This is a genomic window from Paramagnetospirillum marisnigri (assembly GCF_001650715.1).
GTDB classification, from domain to species: domain Bacteria; phylum Pseudomonadota; class Alphaproteobacteria; order Rhodospirillales; family Magnetospirillaceae; genus Phaeospirillum; species Phaeospirillum marisnigri.
Map to the genome: position 1 here is coordinate 1 of NZ_LWQT01000040.1, position 19815 is coordinate 19815.

A 19815-nucleotide genomic window follows, 5' to 3' on the forward strand; every position below is an offset into this window, starting at 1 on the left:
TCGTCGAATTCGCCGTTGGCGCGATAGACGTAGATGCCGGTGAGCGCGATGGCGCTCAGGATGACGCCCACGCCGATCGGAAAACCGATGGTGGTGACGCCGCCCTGGGCGAGCAGAGTGCCCAGCCAGGCCTTGTTGAAGGCGATGATCAGGATGAAGCCGAAATAGATGATCAACATGATGGCGGACAGCGTCCAGGCGAACGCGTTACGCTTGCGGACCAGTTCGGCGAATTTCGGATTGTTCCGAATGTGCTCGGCGCTCGCGAGATTCGCGGCCGAAGGTTGGTTAGATGAGCTCACTTTGACCCTCCACTTTGTCACCGCCGCATACCCAAAGGGGGCAGCGAATGATGTTTTCCACTTCCGGTCTTGGCGCCGGTTTCTGCGTTTCTGAGCACGCAGGCGCATGATAGCACCTATGCGTACAGGTCATGCGCCCACAGCTTGCCTGAGGCGATACATCCTCATTAACATCCGCTGTTCTGGCCGTCAACTCCGTCGGCGCGCCTCCTATTTATAAAGCTGCTTATACTAATGAGAATGAAGGTATTCACAATAGGATACCTTCGGCTTTATTAAAGACAAGCAACCACATTCTTCTAGTTTTTGCTTAATTGCCCGAAATTGACACTTGCCGAGCGCACCAATTGCACTTAATCGGGGGTGCCCGGTATCCAGTAAACACCCTAGTGTCTTCTCGTGGTGGATTTCACGGCATCCAATGGCAAGCGGCAAAACAACCAATATCCGCCAGAAAAACGTTGAAAATTCCCCGTTCGCCACTATCGTGAGCGCGCCATGAACGACCTTGCCGCCCTTGCCAGAATCGACAGCTTTCCTTATCGCCATCGCCTGCGCGAGGTGATGAGCACGCCCGTCCTGACCGCGTCGGACTCGCTGACCTTGTCGGAAGCGGTGCGCAAGATGTACGAGGCCAGGGTATCCTCCATCGTCGGCGTCGATGCCGAGGGACGGACCGCCGGTATTTTCACCGAGCGCGACCTGCTGCGCATCCTGTCCAATGACGGCCCTTCCGGTCTCGAGGCCAGCCTGGCCGAGACCATGACCAAGCCGGTCGCCACCGTTCCCGCCGACGCCTATGTCTATGTCGCGCTGGCCCGCATGACCCGCATGGGGCTGCGCCACCTGGTGGTGGTGGACGAGGACCGCCGCCCGTTGGGCATGGTCACCGGCCGCGCCCTGTTGAAAGTCCGCGCCACCGAAGCCTTGGTCCTGGGTGATTCCGTGGAAAGCGCCCGCGGCCCGGACGAAATGCGCGGCGTCATCACCAATCTGCCCAAGCTGGCCAAGGGCCTGCTTGGGGAAGGCGTCACCGCCCGCAACATCGCCTCGGTGATCTCGCTGGTGCTGCGCGACATGACGGCCCGGGCCACCGAACTCGCGGAACTGTCCCTGCTGGACGACGGTTGGGGCCCGGCTCCCGCCCGCTATTCCGTGCTGATCCTAGGGTCGGGCGGCCGGGGCGAAAGCCTGCTGGCCTTCGACCAGGACAATGCCATCGTCCACGACGGCAAACCGACCGACGACGCCTGGTTCGCCGAACTGGGCAAGCGCCTCAACGATACCTTGCACGCGGCGGGCATTCCGTTCTGCGACGGCGGCGTGATGGCGCGCGAGCCCAAATGGCGCAAGAGCCTGGAGGAATGGCGCGACGAGGTGCATCGCTGGGTCTATTCCGTCGAGAACCAGACGGTGATGAACTGCGATATCTTCTTCGACTTCCAGCCGGTCTGGGGCGACCGCGCCCTGGCCGAGGACCTGCGCGTCATGGCCATGGACAAGGCATCGCAATCGGCCTTCTTCCTGCGCTATCTGGCCCAGAACGTGGCGGGCATGGACGGCTCCATCGGCCTGTTCGGCAACTTCGTCACCAAGCAGGGGCGGCTCAACGCCAAGAAGTTCGGCCTGCTGCCCCTGGTCAGCGCGGCGCGCATGCGCGCCATTCGTGCCCATATTCCCGCCACCGGCACGGATGAACGCTTCGCCGCCCTGAAAGAGGCGGGCGCCCTGCACGAGGACGACCTGCGCGACTTCATCGAGGTGCGCGAGGTGGTGCTCCGCGTCATGCTGGAACAACAGCTGGCCGATATCGCCAGCGGCATCTCGCCCTCGGCCCGCATCGACCCCAAACGCTTCGACAAGCGCACCCGCGCCCGCTTGGCCTGGGCCTTCAAGCGACTGAAGACGCTGAAATATGTATGCGGAGTGGCGGGCTGATCAGCCCGGCGCCTTCTCCAGCCAGTTCTGCACCGCGAATGCGATCCCCAGGACCACGGCCATGACGCCGAAGGCCACGTTCTGGCCGAAGCGCACCGCCAGAAAGCGGAAGGCATACGACCCCAGGATGGCCGCCAGGGCAATGGCCCCGAAGGACAGCAGCATTTCGACCATATTCAGAGCACCCTTTGCCGTTCGTGCAGGATCATGGCGATATCCAGGGTCTTGACCGCCGCGTCAAGGGTGTGGATGCCCCGAGCCTCCAATGCCTCGATCTGTCGCAGCAGCACCGCCGCCGTCACCATGGAATCCCCCAGGGCGGTATGACGCTCTGTAATCTCGATGCCGTAGCGCTCGCAGATGTCGTCCAGGGAATGCCCGGCCTCGGGGCCGTCCAGATAGTTGGACAGGATCATGGTGTCCAGCACCGGATTGTCGAAGCTGATCCCCATCTGGCGCTCGCGCATGCGCAGGAATTTCAGGTCGAAGGCGGCGTTGTGCGCCACCATCACCGCGTCCGAGACATAGTTGCGGAACTGGGGCAGCACCACGGCGGCCGGGGGCTTGTCCTTGACCATCTCGTCGGTGATGCCGTGAAACCGGATGGACTCCGCCGGAATGGGGCGGCCGGGATTGACGATGCGGTTGAAGCTTTCCCCCGACAGGATGCGGCCGTTGACGATGCGCACCCCGGCGATGGAAACGATCTGGTCGCCCTGGGACGGGAAAAGACCGGTGGTCTCGGTATCGAACACCACATAGGTCAGTGATTTCAGCGGCCGCCCCCCCATGGCGCCGGTATCGCGGGATTGTTCAAGCAAGGTCAGGTCATAGAATTCCGGACGGCCCGGCAGCACCTGACGATCATGGCCATGCTGCTCGATCCCCTTGCGCATGGGCAATCGGATGGCGCCACCACCGTCACGGCGCTCGCGGATCAACTCGGCCCCGGCATGGTGCTGCAGCACGTCCCTGACCGTCATGCGGCCCAGGGCCACCAGGGGCTGGGCCATCCAGCGGTCCAACAACGCCTGTTCCACCATGGCGCCCGACCAGGCGAATTCGATCCAGGCGAGATCGCCGTCCCCCTGCCCCGCCGACAGGTCGAATTCCGTGGCCCCCACCTGATCAGCGGTACGGCGGATAAGGGATTCCACTGCCATGACCAGCGAGTGGGAATCGCCGTGCAGCCAGACCGGCAGTCCGATCACCGTGGAATGCACCTCCTCGCCCAGGCGTGAGCCGACGAAGGACAGGAATTCGGTGGAATTGATGTCGGTCATCGGCCACCAACCCGACAGCATCTTCTGATAGCCATCGGTCACCCGCCGGATGGCGGTGGCGATGGCGGCACTTTCGCGCCGCACCACCGCGGCATCGTCGGCGGCCATGGTGATGCGCTTGAGGGGCGCCTCCACATCCTCGGCCACCTCGCGCAGCAGCGCCTCGCGGTCCACCAGCGCGGCAAGTTGCGGTCCGGCATCGACGAAGGTCACCACATAGCCGGTAACACTGCTGCTCTCGTCGCGGATCAGGGTCATGCGGGCCTGCAGCAGCACCCGGTCGTCGATGCTGCCCAGCAGGAACGGCACGCCGCGCCCGGCCATCTCGGGCCGGTTGCCCAGGATGTCGAACATGTGGACCACCGGCTCGCGCGCCATGGTCTCGAACAGCGAGCGGCCGAGTCCAAGCTCGGCGGTCTCGCGCAGGGTGTCGAAGGCCACCTGATTGTAGAGCACCATCTGATGGCGCTGGTTGCACACCACCACGCCTTCATGCAGGTCGTTGAGGATGGCGGCGAGCCGCCGGGAATTCTCCTCGGATTTGCGGGTGGCCGAGGACAGGCCCTCGGCCAGTTCGGCCCGGGCCTTGACCATGCGGGCACAGACCTCGTTCACCGCCTCGGGCAGCGGCGAGATCATGAAATAGCGTTCGGGATCGACCCCGTCGCGGCCGGTGCCATAGGCGATGGCGCGCACTTCCGAAGCCATGCGCCGGATCGAGCGTACGGTCAGGAACTCGATGATCTTCCACGACACGGCGAACAACACCGTGGCACCGGCGATGGACACCAGCACCAGCGCCGTCAGTTCCTCGCGATCGACCACTCCCTGTGACAGGAAATGACCAGCCGCGATGGTGACGGCCACATCGGTGACGAACACTGCCGCAAGCCAGGGAAAGGGCCCCCGCCACTTGACCGCCACAGGCAAGCCTCCTCCCGTTCTTGACGTCTTGTTCCCACTATCACGCCGTGCCTCGCCTTCCGCGTCAACCCCGGATATCGACCCCCAACCATGGCGATTTCACATTAGGCCCCCGCCAGGGCGTCCAAACCATGGCGGGCAGCGATGACGGACAGCGCCGCCGACACCGAGCAGCCATCGTAATAGCTGCGCAGCAACAGCCTGGGATCGACCCCAAGGGCGCGGAACGACAGGCCCACCTGCTCCTTCAACCTTGAGTCAAGGTCTCCGGCCCACAGGATATAACCGCTGTCAAACAGGGGATAGCTCATGATGGTCTCCACCGGCCGGAAGCGGCCGTGGGATCATGCTAGACGCCCATCATGGCGGCGGCGGGGCGTGATCAGGGCAATTATGGCGGGCCGAGGACAGAATCATGTCCCGCATGGCCACCCGGGCGCGGGCGCCATCCCCAGCCATCAGGGCATCAACCACCGGCCGCAACAGCCCCCGCTTCTCCAATCCATCGGGCGACCAGCGCGGCTTGAAGCGTTGACGCAGCGAACTCGCCAATTCCACCAGCACCGGATTGCCCACGGCGGCATGCAGGATATCAAGCACCTCGTCCACGCCGCCACCTTCCGTCATCAGTCGCCGCAGCCGATCCTGGGCGTCCTCGGACAAGTGGCCCGCCACCAGTTCGGCAAGGACCGATTCCAGTTCGGCCATGGCATCGCGAAGCTCTTGCATCGCACGGGTGTCCGGGGCGGCCACCGTGGCACCGTGACGGGGACGAAAATGCACCAGGCCTATGGCATTGAGATGGCGCAGGGCTTCCCGGACCGGAGTGCGCGAACAGTGATGGCGGGCGGCGATCTCCTCCTCCCCCAGCTTCTCGCCGGGCAGGCGGCGACCGGCCAGGATCTCGGCCATCAATACGCCGCGAACTTGCTCGGCCTTGGATGGTTTGCTGGCGATGGTGGTCATGGCCGGTCCATCGGCGCGCGACGGCTCGCCCTTAATCGTTGTAATGATGTTGGCGTTGGCGTGTCGACAGATTGCATTCTGGCAGAATGCATTCAAAGATTGTATACATCAAGACTTTTACGCGCTGCTGGGTGCGCGATCCGTCACGGCACGGCGCAGCCAAGTTTCGGCCTGGGCGATCACCGGTTCCCAACCGGTATCGAAGCCGCGTCGCAACAGGCGCAGCGAGGGATACCAGGCCGAGGTCTCGCCCCGCATCAGCCATCGGAAGTCAGGAACCGGCGGCAACAGCAGCCACACCGGCTTGCCCAGGGCTCCCGCCACATGGACTACGGCCGTGTCCACCGAGATGATGAGATCCATGGCGGCGACCACCGCCGCGGAATCGGCAAAATCGGCGCACAGATCGGCGGCGTCCAGCAGCCTGCCCGCCGGTGGCCGTCCCAGCCGTTCGGCCACGGCTCCCCGTTGCAGGCTGTAGAAGGCCACGTCGGGCACGTCGAGCAGCGGCGCCAGCAGCCGGGCGGGGATCGAGCGGTTCCAGTCATCGCCATGGGTGGGACGTCCGGCCCAGGCCAGCCCCACCTTGAGCCGCCCCTCGGCCTCGGGCAGGTCCACCCCGGCCCCCTCGGGCACCGAGATATAGGGCATCTGGGCGGGTACGGGCTCGTCGCCCGCCTTGAACACCCCCGCCAGCGACAACAGGGTCACCGCCCGATCGAACGGCGGCAAGGGGCCGGTTTCGGGAATCGTCTGGTCGAGGCCGGGGGCGCTGCCCACCAGACGCACCAGTTCGGGCTGACAGGCCAACACGACCCGGGTCACGCCGCGCTGCTTCAGCAGCGGCGCGAAGCGGACGAACTGAATGGTATCGCCATAGCCCTGCTCCGCCTGAAGCAGCAGGGTGCCGCCATGGGGCATATCGGGCGGCAACGGCCCGCCGTCCCAAGGGAATTCCCGCAGATGGGGCGGAAAATTGGGGTGGTCGCGCCATCGCCACTCATATTCCCGCCATCCCTCGGCGAAGCGGCCCGACAGCAGCAGGTTGAGAGCGAGATTGGTGTGGAATTTCGGGGCCTGCGGCGCCATCTGGATGGCCCGGCGATAGGCTGCGTCGGCTTCATCCAGCCGTCCCTGGCGGTGGAGGGAATTGGCCAGATTGCTCCAGGTCTCGGCGCCCTTGGCGCCCAAGGCCAGGGCGCGGCGGTGGCAGGCCTCGGCGCCGGGGGCATTGCCGGTGGCCAGCAGCGAATTGCCGAGATTGTCCTGGATGGCGATGGAATCGGGACGCACCAGGGCGGCGGCGCGCAGCACCGCCACCGCCTCGTCGCGCCGTTCCAGCCGCTCCAGCGCGACCCCGAGATTGTTGAGCAGGTCGGCGGGGTTGGGATTGGCGCAGACCATGATGGCGGCGCGGTAGGCCTGAATGGCATCCTCGTGACGTCCCAGCGACATCAGGACAGCCCCCAACAGGGTTGGCGCCCGGGAATCACGTGGCGCCAGCGATACCGCCCGGCGCAAGGCGTCCACCGCCGCCGCCTGCCCGCCGGTCAGGCTGGCCAGGCACTCGCCCAGCCCAAGCCAGGCGCGGGCATCCGTGGGCTCCAGCCTGACCGCTTCCTCGAAGGCCGCGCGGGCCTCGTCCACCTTTCGCTGGCTGATCAGCACCTGGCCCAAAGTCGTGCGGGCGCCACCATGGCCGGGCGCCACCGCCACCGCCCGCTCCGCGCTCCGGAACGCCTCGTCGCCGCGCCCCAGTGCCAGACGCGCCAGCGCGAGCCGGGCCAGGATATCGGGCGAGTCGGGATGCAGCCGGTCAAGTTCCGCCAGGAAGCGTTCTTCGGCGATGTCGGTGGAGTTCAAGGGAATCTGGTTCATTCCTGCCCGATTGCCGTGGCTTGTCCGAGGGGCTCCATCATAACCGGGCGGAAGATCGCCGCAAGGAGACAAGATCTTGTGCCAGTGCCCACTTGGGGCCGAGCACAAGGGATTCACAATGGATTTGAAAGCGTGTATATCATGCCAGCATATTCGGGGGATCAGCATTGCCTGTTTTGGCTATTTCAGCAGCGGCAGCACGGAGACTGGTTCTGTGGACCAGTGTGGCGACACTGGCACTGACCCTGCATGCCTCTCCCGTTGGCGCCGCCTCCCTGGAAGAGGAAATGCGCGGCCTGACCGACAGCCACCCCCAGATCCAGTCCCGCAAGAAGGCCATCAGCGGCGCCACCGAGGGCATCCGCGCCGCCCGCTCCGGCTACCTGCCCACCGCCAAGCTGGGGGCCGACCAGGGCTACGAATATATCGACAGCCCGGACCGCCGCACCACCCAGGGCAAGCCCTTCAGCGACAAGCGCAACACCGCCAGCATGACGGTGACCCAGAAGATTTTCGACGGCTTCCTGACCGATTCCAGCGTGGGCGCCGCCAAGGTCAGCCATTCCATCGCCGAATCCGATCTGCGCGCCACCCGCCAGAGCACCTATCTGGAAGGCGCCATCGCCTATCTGGAAATCCTGCGTCAGACCCGCCTGGTGGCCCTGGGCCGCGAGAACGAGCGCAAGGTGGCCGAACAGCTGAACCTGGAGGACGAGCGCGTCCAGAAAGGCTCGGGCATCGCGTCCGACGTGCTGGCCGCCAAGCAGCGTCTGCAGATCGCCAAGGAACACCGCGTCAAGTTCGAGGGCGACTTCCAGACCGCCGTCGCCAAATACACCCAGGTCTATGGCCACGCCCCCGATGTGGGCTCGCTGAGCGATCCGCCCCTGCCCATGGATCTGCTTCCCGAATCCCTGGATGATTCCCTGGACGTGGCCGAGCGCGACAACCCCACCCTGGAATCCGCCACCAAGACCATCAGCCTGACCGACGAGCGCCGCAAGGTGGCCGAGGCCGGGTTCTGGCCCACCCTCGATCTGGTGGGCAAGGCCGACTACGAACACGGCAAGAATGGCGTGGTCGGACCGCGCCGGGACTGGTCGCTGATGCTGGTGGCCAACTGGGAGCTGTTCTCGGGATTTAAGACCGACGCCCAGGTGGCGCAGGCCTCCTGGGATCACGCCATCACCAAGGACAACCGTCTGTTCGCCAGCCGCAAGGTGTCCGAGGCGGTGCGCACCGCCTGGCACAAGCTGCAGACCGCCCGCCAGCGCATGGAACTGCTGGAAAATGCCGCCAATCTGGCGGAGGAAGTCTGGGAGGCCCAGAAGAAGAAGCGCGAGGCCGGCAAGGCCACCGTCCAGGAAGTTCTGGACGAGGAGACCAAGATCAACGAGGCCCGCATCAATTACACCGGCGCCTATTACGACATGTATCAGGCCTCCTACGAATTGCTGTCCGGCATGGGGCGCCTGGAAGTGGATTCCCTGGCCCGTGCCAAGCCCGCCAGCGCCCCGGTCCTGACTCCGGTGAAATCATCCGACCTGACCCGCCCCATGGCGGGCAAGCCCGTGCAGGCCACCACCACCCCCGCCAGGACGCCCCCCTCCGCGCCGCCGCAGCCTGCCGCCGCGCCGCTGGCGCCGGTTTCAGCAACGCCCATGGATGTCCCGCCGCGCCAGGGCGCCGCCGCCGCCGTCAGCGAGGTCATGCGCGATCAGATGGCCCAAGACCAGATGTCCCGTGACCAGACGGCCAAGCGCGACGACTTCTGGTCCATGCGCCCCTGAGCCTTCCCCCCTGAACGTTCCCCTCGGACCCTGCCCCTGGGCATCGCCCCAATGAAAAACGCCCCGGACCAAGTCCGGGGCGTCTTGCATGGATCCTGACGGATCGGCCGGGACGGGCTTCAGCCCTCCTGCGAGCCGCCGGTCGAGGCCATGTACATCACCAGCGCGGTAAAGACGGCGGTCAGCAGCAGGCCCAGATAGACCACGATGCCCAGCGGGCTGGTGGCCGGGCTGGGGCTGGCGACGGCGCCGAACAGAGCGCCGAGCACGGGAACGGCCAGATAAAGAGCGATGACCGTAACGCCGGCCACGGTGAGACCCAGAACCTTCGGAAGGACGCCCATTACACGCTCCATGAATTGCGGTATCGGCCAAACCGACCGATAAGATTGAATACCCGGCCCACCCCGAGCCGGTCCCCTCGGGGCAATGTACTACCAGATTTGGGGACTTTGCGAAAGTCAAATCCCTCCCCTTGCCACCCTTGGGGCGCCGTTGCGAAATCGCCCTTTGTCTTTCCGGCCGAAGACGGCGAAACTCGATCCAGGACCTTCGTCCAAAGGGGACAGCATGTCGAAGAAAGTCACTCTCGTGGCGCGTGACGCCGCCGACGCCATCGCCCGTGGGCGCCACGGCGACCCCTTCGCGGTGCTGGGTCCCCATGACCTGGGAACGGATGTCATCATCCGCAGCCTGCAGCCCCAGGCCCGCCGGGTCTCGGTGCTGACCAAGGCGGGCGAGACCGAGATGGAACGCGTCCACCCCGATGGCCTGTTCGCCGTCCGCCTGCCCCGCCCGGCCAGCTACCGGCTGGCGGTGGAGGAGCAGGACGGACGGGTGTTTGAGATCGACGACCCCTATCGCTTCCCGCCGCTGCTGGGTGATCTCGATATCCACCTTCTGGTCGAGGGCACCCATCTGCGCACCTTCGAGAAGCTGGGCGCCCATCTGCGCGAGGCCGACGGCATCGCGGGCGTTCACTTCGCGGTCTGGGCCCCCAATGCCGACCGCGTATCGGTGGTGGGCGATTTCAACGGCTGGGACGGGCGGCGCCATGCCATGCGGCGGCGCCATGACGCCGGGGTCTGGGAAATCTTCATTCCCGGCCTGGGCCAGGGCTGCGTCTATAAGTTCGAGATCCTGGCCCGGGGCGGCGTTCTGCTGCCGCTCAAGGCCGACCCCTACGGCCATTTCGCCGAGGTGCCGCCCAAGACCGCCTCGGTGGTGTGGGAACTGGCCGAGCGGCCCTGGCGCGACGCAGACTGGATGGCCGCCCAGAAGGCCCGCAACGACCGCCATGCCCCGGTCAGCATCTACGAGGTGCATCTGGGATCGTGGCGCCGGGTGCCGGAAGACGGCAACCGACCGCTCTCCTATCTGGAACAGGCCGAGCAACTGGCCGATTACGTGGCCGAGATGGGCTTCACCCATGTGGAGTTCCTGCCGGTCCACGAGCACCCCTTCGGCGGCTCGTGGGGCTATCAGCCGGTGGGGCTGTTCGCCCCCACCTCGCGCTATGGCTCGCCCGAGGAGTTCCGCGCCCTGGTGGAAAGCCTGCACTGTCGCGGCATCGGCGTCATCGTCGACTGGGTGGCGGGGCATTTCCCCAATGACCCCCACGGCCTGCACTATTTCGACGGCACCCATCTCTACGAGCACGAGGACCCGCGCCTGGGCATCCACAAGGACTGGAACACCCAGATCTACAATTACGGCCGCAAGGAGGTGATGAACTACCTCTACGCCAACGCGCTGTATTGGCTGGAGGAATACCATGTGGACGGGCTGCGGGTGGATGCGGTGGCCTCCATGCTCTATCTCGACTATTCCCGCGATCCCGGCGAATGGATTCCAAACCGCTATGGCGGCAACGAGAATCTGGAGGCCATCGACTTCCTGCGCCGGATGAATCAGGTGGTCTATGGCGAGCATCCCGGCGCCATGACCGTGGCCGAGGAATCCACCGCTTGGCCCGGCGTGTCGCGGCCGGTGCATCTGGGCGGCCTCGGCTTCGGCTTCAAATGGAACATGGGCTGGATGCACGACACGTTGCGCTATTTCGGCAAGGACCCCATTCACCGCCGCTATCACCACGACGACCTGACCTTCGCCCAGCTTTACGCCTATCACGAAAATTTCGTGCTGCCGCTGTCCCATGACGAGGTGGTGCACGGCAAGGGATCGATCTTCGGGCGCATGCCGGGCGATCCCTGGCAGAAATTCGCCAATCTGCGGGCCTATTACGGCTTCATGTGGACCCAGCCCGGCAAGAAGCTGCTGTTCATGGGCTGCGAATTCGCCCAGGAGCGGGAATGGGACGAGGATGCCAGCCTGGACTGGCATCTGCTGAACGATCCCCGCCACGAAGGAATCCGCCGCCTGGTGCGCGACCTCAACCGCCTGTACCGCTCGGAACCGGCGCTGCACCAGTTGGACAATGATTCGCGCGGCTTCGCCTGGATCGACTGCACCGACCGCGACAATTCGGTGCTGACCTGGCGGCGCATGGCTCAGGACCCCGCCGATTTCCTGGTGGTGGCGGGCAGCTATACCCCGCTGGTGCGCGAAAACTACCGGATCGGCGTGCCCGAAGCCGGCTATTACCGCGAGATCCTCAACACCGATTCCGAATGGTATGGCGGCTCCAACGTCCACAATGACGGCGGCGTCTGGGCCGACGAGGTTCCGTGGAACGGCCAGCCCTGGTCCATCCGCCTGACGCTGCCGCCGCTGGCGACGTGCGTATTCAAGCGCGACCGATAGGGCTAAATTGGGCGGAAAGGAGGCGCCGCATGCCGCACCGGATGAAGTCGGAAGTGATCAAGGACCCCAACGTGATGGGGGGACAGCCCGTGCTGCGCGGCACCAGGGTTCCCGCCCATTTCGTCGCCTGGCTGGTGAAGCGTGGCGTCAGCGAGTTCGACATCCTTGACGACTATCCGTCGCTGACCCGCGAGGACATCCGGGTGGCCGTGGCCTATGCCGCCGTCCATCCCCAGCCGGACGAGGGTTGACCCGCGGGGATGCGTATCCTCATCGACGAATGCCTGAGCCAGAAGCTGGTTGCCGCGGCCAAGATGCGGGACCGCGACGCCACCCATGTGGTGTTCATGGGTAAGAAGGGCTGGCAGGATTACAACCTGATGGACCTGATCTTGGAGGGTAACTACGTCTTCGTCACCCGCAACGGCAAGGACTTTCGCAAGCTGTATTCCCAGCAGCCCCTGCATAATGGTCTCGTGATCCTGATTCCCCAGTTGGAACCCCCCGATCAGGTCCGCCTGTTCGAGGCGGCGCTGGACTTCATCGCCACCCTGGGCGATACCGTCAATCGACTGATCGAGGTCCATGCCGAGGACGACATCCGCCTGCCCAACCTGCCGCCGCCCGAGGACGACTGACAGAGAATGACCCCATGACCATGCGCCGCCGCATTCTGCCGGGATCGAGTTATCCGTTGGGAGCCACCTGGGACGGCAACGGCGTCAACTTCGCCCTGTTCTCCGCCCATGCCCAGCGGGTGGAGCTGTGCCTGTTCGACAGCCACGGCCTGCGCGAGGTGGAACGCATCGCCTTGCCGGAATATTCCGACGAGGTCTGGCACGGCTATCTACCCGACATCCGGCCGGGTCAGTTGTACGGCTATCGCGTCTCGGGCCCCTACGACCCCCATGCCGGGCATCGCTTCAATTCCCACAAGCTGCTGATCGATCCCTATGCCCGCGAGCTGTCGGGCAGCTTTGAATGGTCGGACGCCCATTTCGGCTTCCGCCCCGGCTCGCCCCGCCAAGACCTGCTGATGGACCGCCGCGACAACGCCCGCTTCATGCCGAAATGCCGGGTGCTGGACTCTGCCTTCACCTGGGGGGACACCCGCAAGCCCCATGTGCCGTGGTCCGAGACCGTGGTCTACGAGGCCCATGTGCGCGGCCTGACCATGAAGCATCCCGGCGTGCCCCAGTCCATGCGCGGCACCTTCCTGGGCCTGACCCAACCCGGCGTCATCGAGCATCTGAAGCGCCTGGGCGTCACCACCATCGAGCTGCTGCCCATCCATGCCATGGTGAGCGAACGCCACCTGACGGAAAAGGGGCTGCGCAATTTCTGGGGCTACAACCCCATCGGCTTCTTCGCCGCCGAGCCGCGCTATTACGGCGCCCATGCCCATGGCGATTTCAGGACCATGATCAAGCGGCTGCATGACAGCGACATCGAGGTGATCCTGGACGTGGTCTACAACCACACCGCCGAGGGCAACCATCTGGGGCCGACCCTCAGCTTCCGTGGCATCGACAATGCCAGCTACTACCTGCTGACCCCGGGCGATTCCCGCTGGTACGAGAACTATTCCGGTTGCGGCAACACCTTGAACCTGGGCCATCCCCGCGTTCTGCAGATGGTGATGGACTCCCTGCGCTATTGGGCCGAGGAGATGCAGGTCGACGGCTTCCGCTTCGATCTGGCGGCCTCGCTGGCGCGGGGCTCGACGGGCTTCGGCGCTTCCGCCTTCCTGGAAGCGGTGCGACAGGACCCGGTGCTGTCCAAGGTCAAGCTGATCTCCGAGCCCTGGGATCTGGGCGGCGATGGCTACCGCCTGGGCGGCTTTCCCCCCGGCTGGTCGGAATGGAACGGCCGCTATCGCGATACCGTGCGCCGGTTCTGGTCTGGCGAGGGCGGCGTCATCGGCGATCTGGCCTCGCGCCTGACCGGATCGAGCGACATTTTCGGCTGGGGCGGTCGGCGACCCTGGGCGTCGCTGAACTTCGTCACCTGTCACGACGGTTTCACCATGCGCGATCTGGTGACCTTCGAGCGCAAGCACAACGAGGCCAACGGCGAGGCCAACAAGGACGGCACCGACGCCAATTACGCCTGGAACTGCGGCCATGAGGGGCAGAGCCCCTATCCCGAGATCCGCGAACTGAGAAAGCGCCAGGCCCGCAACCTGATGGCCACCCTGTTGCTGTCCCAGGGCGTGCCCATGATCTTGGCGGGCGACGAGATGGGCCGTACCCAGAAGGGCAACAACAACGCCTATTGTCAGGACAATGAGATCAGCTGGGTCGACTGGTCCGACGTGGACGAGGAGATGCTGGCCTTCACCCGGCGCCTGATCCGGTTGCGCAAGCGCCATCCGGTGTTCCGCCGCCCGCGCTTCTTCGAAGGCAAGCCTATCCCCAATTCCACCCTGAAGGACATCGTCTGGATCACCCCCGACGGCCGCGAGATGAGCCATGCCGACTGGACCCTGCCCTATGCCCGCTCGCTGGGCTTCGTGCTGGGCGGCGAGTCCTGCGCCATCGACAACCTGACCGGCCGGGAAGAGATGGACGACACTTTCATGGTGCTGCTGAACGCCTATCACGAGGCGGTGCCCTATACCCTGCCGCCCGCCAATTTCGGCCGCAGTTGGGAAGTGGTGATCGACACCGGCGACCTGCGCCCCAACGGCGACGGCACCCAGTGGGCCGCCGGAATCAAGTATCCGCTTAAGCCGCGATCCCTGGCGGTGCTGCGTCGCTCCGGCGCCGTGCGCACCCTGAATCGCGGTCACGATGAAGGGAAGAAGTCATGACGGGAATTCCGGCGCTGGACCATCTGGCGCGGCTGGCGGGCATCGAGGACGGCTGGTGGGACTTCTTCGGCGAGTGGCGGGTGGTGCCGCCCGAGACCAAGCGGGTGTTCCTGGCCGCCATGGGCCTGCCCGCCGAGGACGACGAACAGATCAGGGCCAGTCTGCGCGATCTCACCAGCCGCACCTGGCGGCGCTGGCTGGAGCCGGTGCTGATCGTCGAGGAAGGCTCGCCTCCGCCCAGCATCTCGGTGACCGTACCCGCCGACTGCAACATGACCGAGTACCAGTGGGTGCTGGAGGAAGAACTGGGCATCGCCCACCGGGGCAGCCTGCGCCCCCATGACCTGCGTTGGGGCGAGGAGCACGAGGTCGACGGCCGCCTGGTCCACCGCCGCTGGTTCGACCTGCCCGCCCTGCCCCCCATGGGCTATCACCGCCTGACCCTGACCGATCCCTCGGGCGTTTCCACCGCCATGTCCCTGATCATCACCCCCGCCCGCGCCTTCGTGCCCGAAGCGGTGGCCAATCCGCCGGGGGCCTGGGGCATCGCCAGCCAGATCTACGCCCTGCGCACCCCCAAGGATTGGGGCGTCGGCAGCTATGGCGCCCTGGCCGAGCTGGCGGAGGGCGCCGGTCGGCTGGGGGCGTCATGCGTCGGCATCAATCCTCTGCACGCCCTGTTTCCCAGTCATCCCGACCGTTTCAGCCCCTATTCGCCGTCGTCGCGCCGCTTCCTCAACATCGCCTATATCGATGTGGAGTCCATTCCCGAATTCTCCGAATGCATGGAGGCGAAGCGGATGTTCGCCTCGCCCGGGTTCCAGGCCAGTCTGGCGCGGGTCCGCGGCACCCCCCTGATCGAATACCCCGACGCGGCCCAACTGGCGCGGCCCATGCTGGAAGCGCTGTACCGCTGGTTCCGCAAGACCCATCTGGAACCCGGGGACGAGCGGGGCGAGGCCTTCCGGGACTTCCAGCGGGACGGTGGCCCGGCCGCCCGCAATTTCGCGGTATTCGAAACCCTGCACGAACATTTCGAGCGCGAAGGCAACGGCTATTGGCGCCAATGGCCCGTCGATCTGCGCCGCCCCGGCTCGCCCGAGATAGAGGCTTTCGCCCTGGCCCATGGCGAGCGGGTCGAGTTCTTCCAGTGGCTTCAGTTCATCGCCGACGAGCAGTTGGGCCGCGCTCACCGGGCGGGCGTGGCGGCGGGCGCCAGCATGGGCCTGTATCGCGATCTGGCGGTGGGCATCGCGGGCGACGGCGCCGAGGCCTGGGCCGAGCAGGAATCCCTGGCGCTGGGAGTCTCGGTGGGGGCACCGCCCGATCCGCTGGCGCTGAAGGGCCAGGACTGGGGGCTGATCCCCTTCAATCCCATCACCCTGCGCGAAAACGCCTATGCCCCGTTCATCGGGGTGATGGCCGCCAATATGCGCCATGCCGGGGCCCTGCGCCTGGACCACGCCATGAGCCTGCAGCGCCTGTACTGGGTGCCGCCGGGCCTGCCCGCCGACCAGGGGGCCTATGTGCGCTATCCGGTGGATGATCTGTTCCGGCTGGTGGCGCTGGAAAGCCGCCGCAACCGCTGCCTGGTGATCGGCGAGGACCTGGGCACCGTCCCCGAGGGCTTCCGCGAGCGCATGGACCGGCTGGGCCTGTTCGCCTATCGGGTGATGGTGTTCGAGAAGACCGAGACCGGCAAGATTCGCCCACCCGCCAAGTTCGACACCCAGGCCCTGGCCATCTTCGCCACCCATGACCTGCCCTCGGCGCGGGGCTGGTGGGCGGGCAAGGATATCGACCAGCGCGAGAAGCTGGACCTCTATCCCCGCCCCGGCCAAGCCGCCGAGGAACGGGAGGCCCGTCAGACCGACCGCGAGGCCATGGTCGAGGCCATGGCGGCCGAGGATCTGCTGGGCAGCGGCTTTCCCACCACGCCTGCCCTGAGCGATGCCCAGGCGGTGGAGCTTGCCGCCGCCGCCCATGCCTATCTGGCCCGCTCGGCCGCCCGGCTGATGATGGTCCAGATGGAAGACGTGCTGGGCCAGGACCTCCAGATGAACCTTCCCGGCACCACGGTGCAGCACCCCAATTGGCGGCGCCGCTTCACCCAGAACTGCGGCGAACTGGTGGCGGATCCACGGATGCGCCAACTGGCCGAGGTCTTGTCGGCGCGTGCCGCAAAACAAATTTCATAGGGATATGACCGGGACCGGGCATGAGTTTCCTTGCCCAAACCCCCGTTTCATGGAGGAATGGGGGCGGGATGACGTGGTGTGACAGGGCGGGACGCGAATGACGAAACGGATCGGTGCCCCAGTGGTTCCCCTGCTGGGCGATGATGTGGAAAGCATCAAATACGCGTTGAGCAGCCATTTGCTCTACACGGTGGGCAAGGAGCCCGTCAACGCCACCGCGCGCGACTGGTTCATGGCCGCCGCCCATACGGTGCGCGACCGGGTGACCGAGCACTGGATGCCCACCCTGAACCGCTATTACCAGGACGACCGCAAGCGGGTCTATTACCTGTCCATGGAGTTCCTGATCGGCCGCACCCTGGTCAACAGCCTGATCAATCTTGGCATCTACGACAATGTGCGGACCGCCATCACCGAACTGGGGCAGGATTTCGACGAAGTCGCCGCCTGGGAGGTGGAAGCCGCCCTGGGCAATGGCGGCCTCGGCCGTCTCGCCGCCTGTCTTCTCGATTCCATGGCCACCATCGGCGTGGCCGGGTTCGGCTATGGCATCCGCTACGACTACGGCATGTTCACCCAGCACGTGGAACACGGCTGGCAGGTGGAAAGTCCGGAAAACTGGCTGCGCTACGGCAATCCGTGGGAATTCCCCCGCCCCGGCGTCATCTATCCCGTCCGCTTCGGCGGCAAGGTCATCCACTACCGCGACGCCCTGGGCCATGCCCGTTCGCAATGGGTCGACGCCGAAGAGGTCATGGCCATGGCCTTCGACGTGCCGGTGCCCGGCTACGGCGGCAAGGTGGTCAACAATCTGCGCCTGTGGTCGGCCAAGTCGACCCGCGAATTCGACCTGAAATACTTCAATGCCGGCAATTACATCGAGGCCGTGCGCGACAAGAACGAATCCGAGACCCTGTCCAAGGTTCTCTACCCCTCGGACATGACCGACCGGGGCAAGGAACTGCGCTTCAAGCAGGAGTATTTCTTCGTCGCCGCCTCGATCCAGGACATCCTGGGCCGTTTCCGCAAGAGCCATTCCGACTGGAGCCTGCTGCCCGACAAGGTGGCGATCCAGCTCAACGACACCCATCCCGCCCTGGTGGTGGCCGAGCTGATGCGGGTGCTGGTGGACGAACACCAGATCGAATGGTCCAAGGCCGGGGACATCACCCGGCGCTGCTGCGCCTATACCAACCATACCCTGCTGCCCGAGGCGCTGGAGACCTGGCCGGTGGACCTGTTCCAGCGGGTGCTGCCCCGCCATCTGGAAATCGTCTACCAGATGAACCACGAATTCCTGCAAGGCGTGCGCTATCGCCATCCCGGCGATTCCGAACTGCTGCGCCGGGTGTCGCTGATCGCCGAGGAAGGCGGCCAACGGGTGCGCATGGCCCATCTGGCGGTGATCGGCAGCCACAAGGTCAATGGCGTCGCCGCCATCCATACCGGGCTGATGAAAAGCACCATCTTTTCCGATTTCGAGCATCTGTCGCCCGGCAAGATCACCAACAAGACCAATGGCGTCACGCCCCGGCGCTGGCTGCTGGCGGCCAATCCCCGCCTGTCGCGGCTGATCACCGAGAAGATCGGCGATAGCTGGATCACCGATCTCGACCAGTTGCGCAAGCTGGAGAAGCTGGCCGACAACAAGGCCTTCCGCAAGGCCTTCGCCGAGGTCAAGCGCGCCAACAAGGACTCCCTGGCCGCCATGATGTCCATGCGCCTGGGAGTGGATGTGGACGTGGAGTCCTTGTTCGACGTCCAGGTCAAGCGCATCCACGAATACAAGCGCCAGCTCCTCAACGTGCTGCACGTCGTGACCCGCTACAACCGTATCCGGACCAATCCGCTGCTCAATCCGGTGCCGCGCACCGTCATCATCGGTGGCAAGGCGGCGCCGGGCTACCACATCGCCAAGCTGATCATCAAGCTGATCAACGACATCGCCGAGGTGGTCAACAACGACCCCCAGGTGGGCCGGACGCTGAAGGTGGTGTTCGTGCCCAACTACAACGTCTCGACCGCCGAACTGGTGATGCCCGCCGCCGACCTGTCGGAACAGATCTCCACCGCCGGAACCGAGGCCTCGGGCACCGGCAACATGAAGATGAGCATGAACGGGGCGCTGACCATCGGCACCTGGGACGGTGCCAATGTGGAAATCTGCGAGGAGGTGGGCGAGGAAAACATGTTCCTGTTCGGCCTGACCGCCCAGGAAGTGGCGCGGCGCCGCATGGACGGGCACGACGCCCAGGCGGCCGTCGCCGCCAATCCGGAGCTGGCCCATGCCCTGGACCTGATCGGCTCGGGCTTCTTCTCGCCCGACCAGCCCGACCGTCACCGCCAGTTGGTGGACATCCTGACCAGCGGCGGCGACCACTATCTGCTGACCGCCGACTATCCGCTGTACATGGCGGCACAGGACCGGGTCGACCAGACCTATCGCGACCCCGAGGATTGGACCCGCAAGGCCATCCTCAACGTGGCGCGCATGGGCAAGTTCTCCTCGGACCGCACCGTGGCCGAATACGCCCGCGAAATCTGGAACGCGATCTAGAGTTTGTCCGGTTTAATTTTTCCTCGTCCGGCCGAAAGCCTGAATACGTCTGCGTTTCAGCGCCTCGGCGCCGCCAGGGGACACGAAAAAATGATTGACCACCAAGATACCAAGAACACCAAGAGACCGACGCGGTTTTCCATTCACCGTCTTGCCCGGACTTGATCCGGGCATCCACGCCTATCCGCCGAACTCATTGCTTTTCAAGGCTCTCAGCCGGGGCCGCGTGGATCACCGGGACGCAGCCCGGTGATGACGACTGAAAAGGAAGCCCCTTGGTGGTGCCTCATCTGATCCGTCAGCCAGAAATTAAACCGGACAGCCGTGGGCGTGACCCGGCCATCCATGCCCCCCCCCGGATCACCCCCGGACTTGATCCGGGGGCCAGGGGTGACGACAGGGAA

General features: G+C 65.3%; 15 protein-coding genes. 8 read left to right on the plus strand and 7 right to left on the minus strand.

The genetic code is table 11. From position 1 onward, the window contains the following. Positions 1 to 302, minus strand: a 302-nt coding sequence (locus tag A6A04_RS04205) for a DUF485 domain-containing protein (RefSeq protein ID WP_082914696.1), incomplete at its 3' end; no start/stop codon positions are given. Positions 303 to 800: 498 nt separating this feature from the next. On the opposite strand from A6A04_RS04205, the gene A6A04_RS04210 reads away from it, so the two are divergent. Beyond that, positions 801 to 2240, plus strand: a complete 1440-nt coding sequence (locus A6A04_RS04210) for a DUF294 nucleotidyltransferase-like domain-containing protein (protein ID WP_068490233.1) — start codon at positions 801 to 803, stop codon at positions 2238 to 2240. Here the strand turns inward: A6A04_RS04210 and A6A04_RS22170 are convergent, their stop codons facing one another. From A6A04_RS22170 to A6A04_RS04230, 5 genes are all read right to left on the minus strand, one after another. Beyond that, a complete protein-coding gene (locus tag A6A04_RS22170; protein WP_156612466.1) occupies positions 2241 to 2414 on the minus strand; it encodes a hypothetical protein in 174 nt (57 codons plus the stop codon). A 2-nt stretch (positions 2415 to 2416) separates the two neighbouring features. After that, positions 2417 to 4447, minus strand: a complete 2031-nt coding sequence (locus A6A04_RS23060; RefSeq protein ID WP_245651069.1) for a 3'-5' exonuclease — start codon at positions 4445 to 4447, stop codon at positions 2417 to 2419. A 104-nt stretch (positions 4448 to 4551) separates the two neighbouring features. After that, a complete protein-coding gene (locus tag A6A04_RS04220) occupies positions 4552 to 4758 on the minus strand; it encodes a hypothetical protein (protein WP_156612467.1) in 207 nt (68 codons plus the stop codon). A 49-nt stretch (positions 4759 to 4807) separates the two neighbouring features. Beyond that, entirely contained in the window at positions 4808 to 5413 is a 606-nt protein-coding gene (locus A6A04_RS04225; protein ID WP_068490237.1) for a GntR family transcriptional regulator, read from the minus strand. Between the two features lie 117 nt (positions 5414 to 5530). Beyond that, positions 5531 to 7291: a tetratricopeptide repeat protein gene (locus A6A04_RS04230; RefSeq protein ID WP_068490238.1), complete on the minus strand. Its 1761-nt coding sequence runs from the start codon at positions 7289 to 7291 to the stop codon at positions 5531 to 5533. 224 nt (positions 7292 to 7515) lie between these two features. On the opposite strand from A6A04_RS04230, the gene A6A04_RS04235 reads away from it, so the two are divergent. Then, positions 7516 to 9081, plus strand: a complete 1566-nt coding sequence (locus A6A04_RS04235) for a TolC family outer membrane protein (protein ID WP_245651070.1) — start codon at positions 7516 to 7518, stop codon at positions 9079 to 9081. A gap of 119 nt (positions 9082 to 9200) precedes the next feature. Here the strand turns inward: A6A04_RS04235 and A6A04_RS04240 are convergent, their stop codons facing one another. Beyond that, positions 9201 to 9425 (minus strand): hypothetical protein, encoded by a 225-nt coding sequence (locus tag A6A04_RS04240; protein ID WP_068490243.1) that lies wholly within the window; start codon positions 9423 to 9425, stop codon positions 9201 to 9203. Between the two features lie 226 nt (positions 9426 to 9651). Between A6A04_RS04240 and glgB the strand changes: the two genes are divergently transcribed. The 6 genes from glgB to A6A04_RS04270 all read left to right on the plus strand — a co-directional run bounded on the left by glgB (position 9652) and on the right by A6A04_RS04270 (position 19411). Next, positions 9652 to 11844, plus strand: a complete 2193-nt coding sequence (glgB, locus tag A6A04_RS04245) for a 1,4-alpha-glucan branching protein GlgB (protein ID WP_068490245.1) — start codon at positions 9652 to 9654, stop codon at positions 11842 to 11844. A 29-nt stretch (positions 11845 to 11873) separates the two neighbouring features. After that, positions 11874 to 12095, plus strand: coding sequence for a DUF433 domain-containing protein (locus tag A6A04_RS04250; RefSeq protein WP_068490247.1), 222 nt, complete (start codon positions 11874 to 11876; stop codon positions 12093 to 12095). A 9-nt stretch (positions 12096 to 12104) separates the two neighbouring features. Further along, the gene (locus A6A04_RS04255; protein WP_068490249.1) at positions 12105 to 12482 is read left to right on the plus strand and encodes a DUF5615 family PIN-like protein; all 378 of its coding nucleotides are present in this window, start codon (positions 12105 to 12107) and stop codon (positions 12480 to 12482) included. Between the two features lie 14 nt (positions 12483 to 12496). Next, entirely contained in the window at positions 12497 to 14656 is a 2160-nt protein-coding gene (gene glgX / locus A6A04_RS04260) for a glycogen debranching protein GlgX (RefSeq protein WP_068490250.1), read from the plus strand. After that, entirely contained in the window at positions 14653 to 16854 is a 2202-nt protein-coding gene (malQ, locus tag A6A04_RS04265) for a 4-alpha-glucanotransferase (protein ID WP_068490253.1), read from the plus strand. The genes glgX and malQ overlap by 4 nt, the downstream gene beginning before the upstream one ends. A 97-nt stretch (positions 16855 to 16951) precedes the next feature. Next, on the plus strand, positions 16952 to 19411 hold the full coding sequence (locus tag A6A04_RS04270; protein WP_068490254.1) for a glycogen/starch/alpha-glucan phosphorylase: 2460 nt from the start codon (positions 16952 to 16954) through the stop codon (positions 19409 to 19411). The last annotated feature ends 404 nt before the right edge of the window (positions 19412 to 19815 follow it).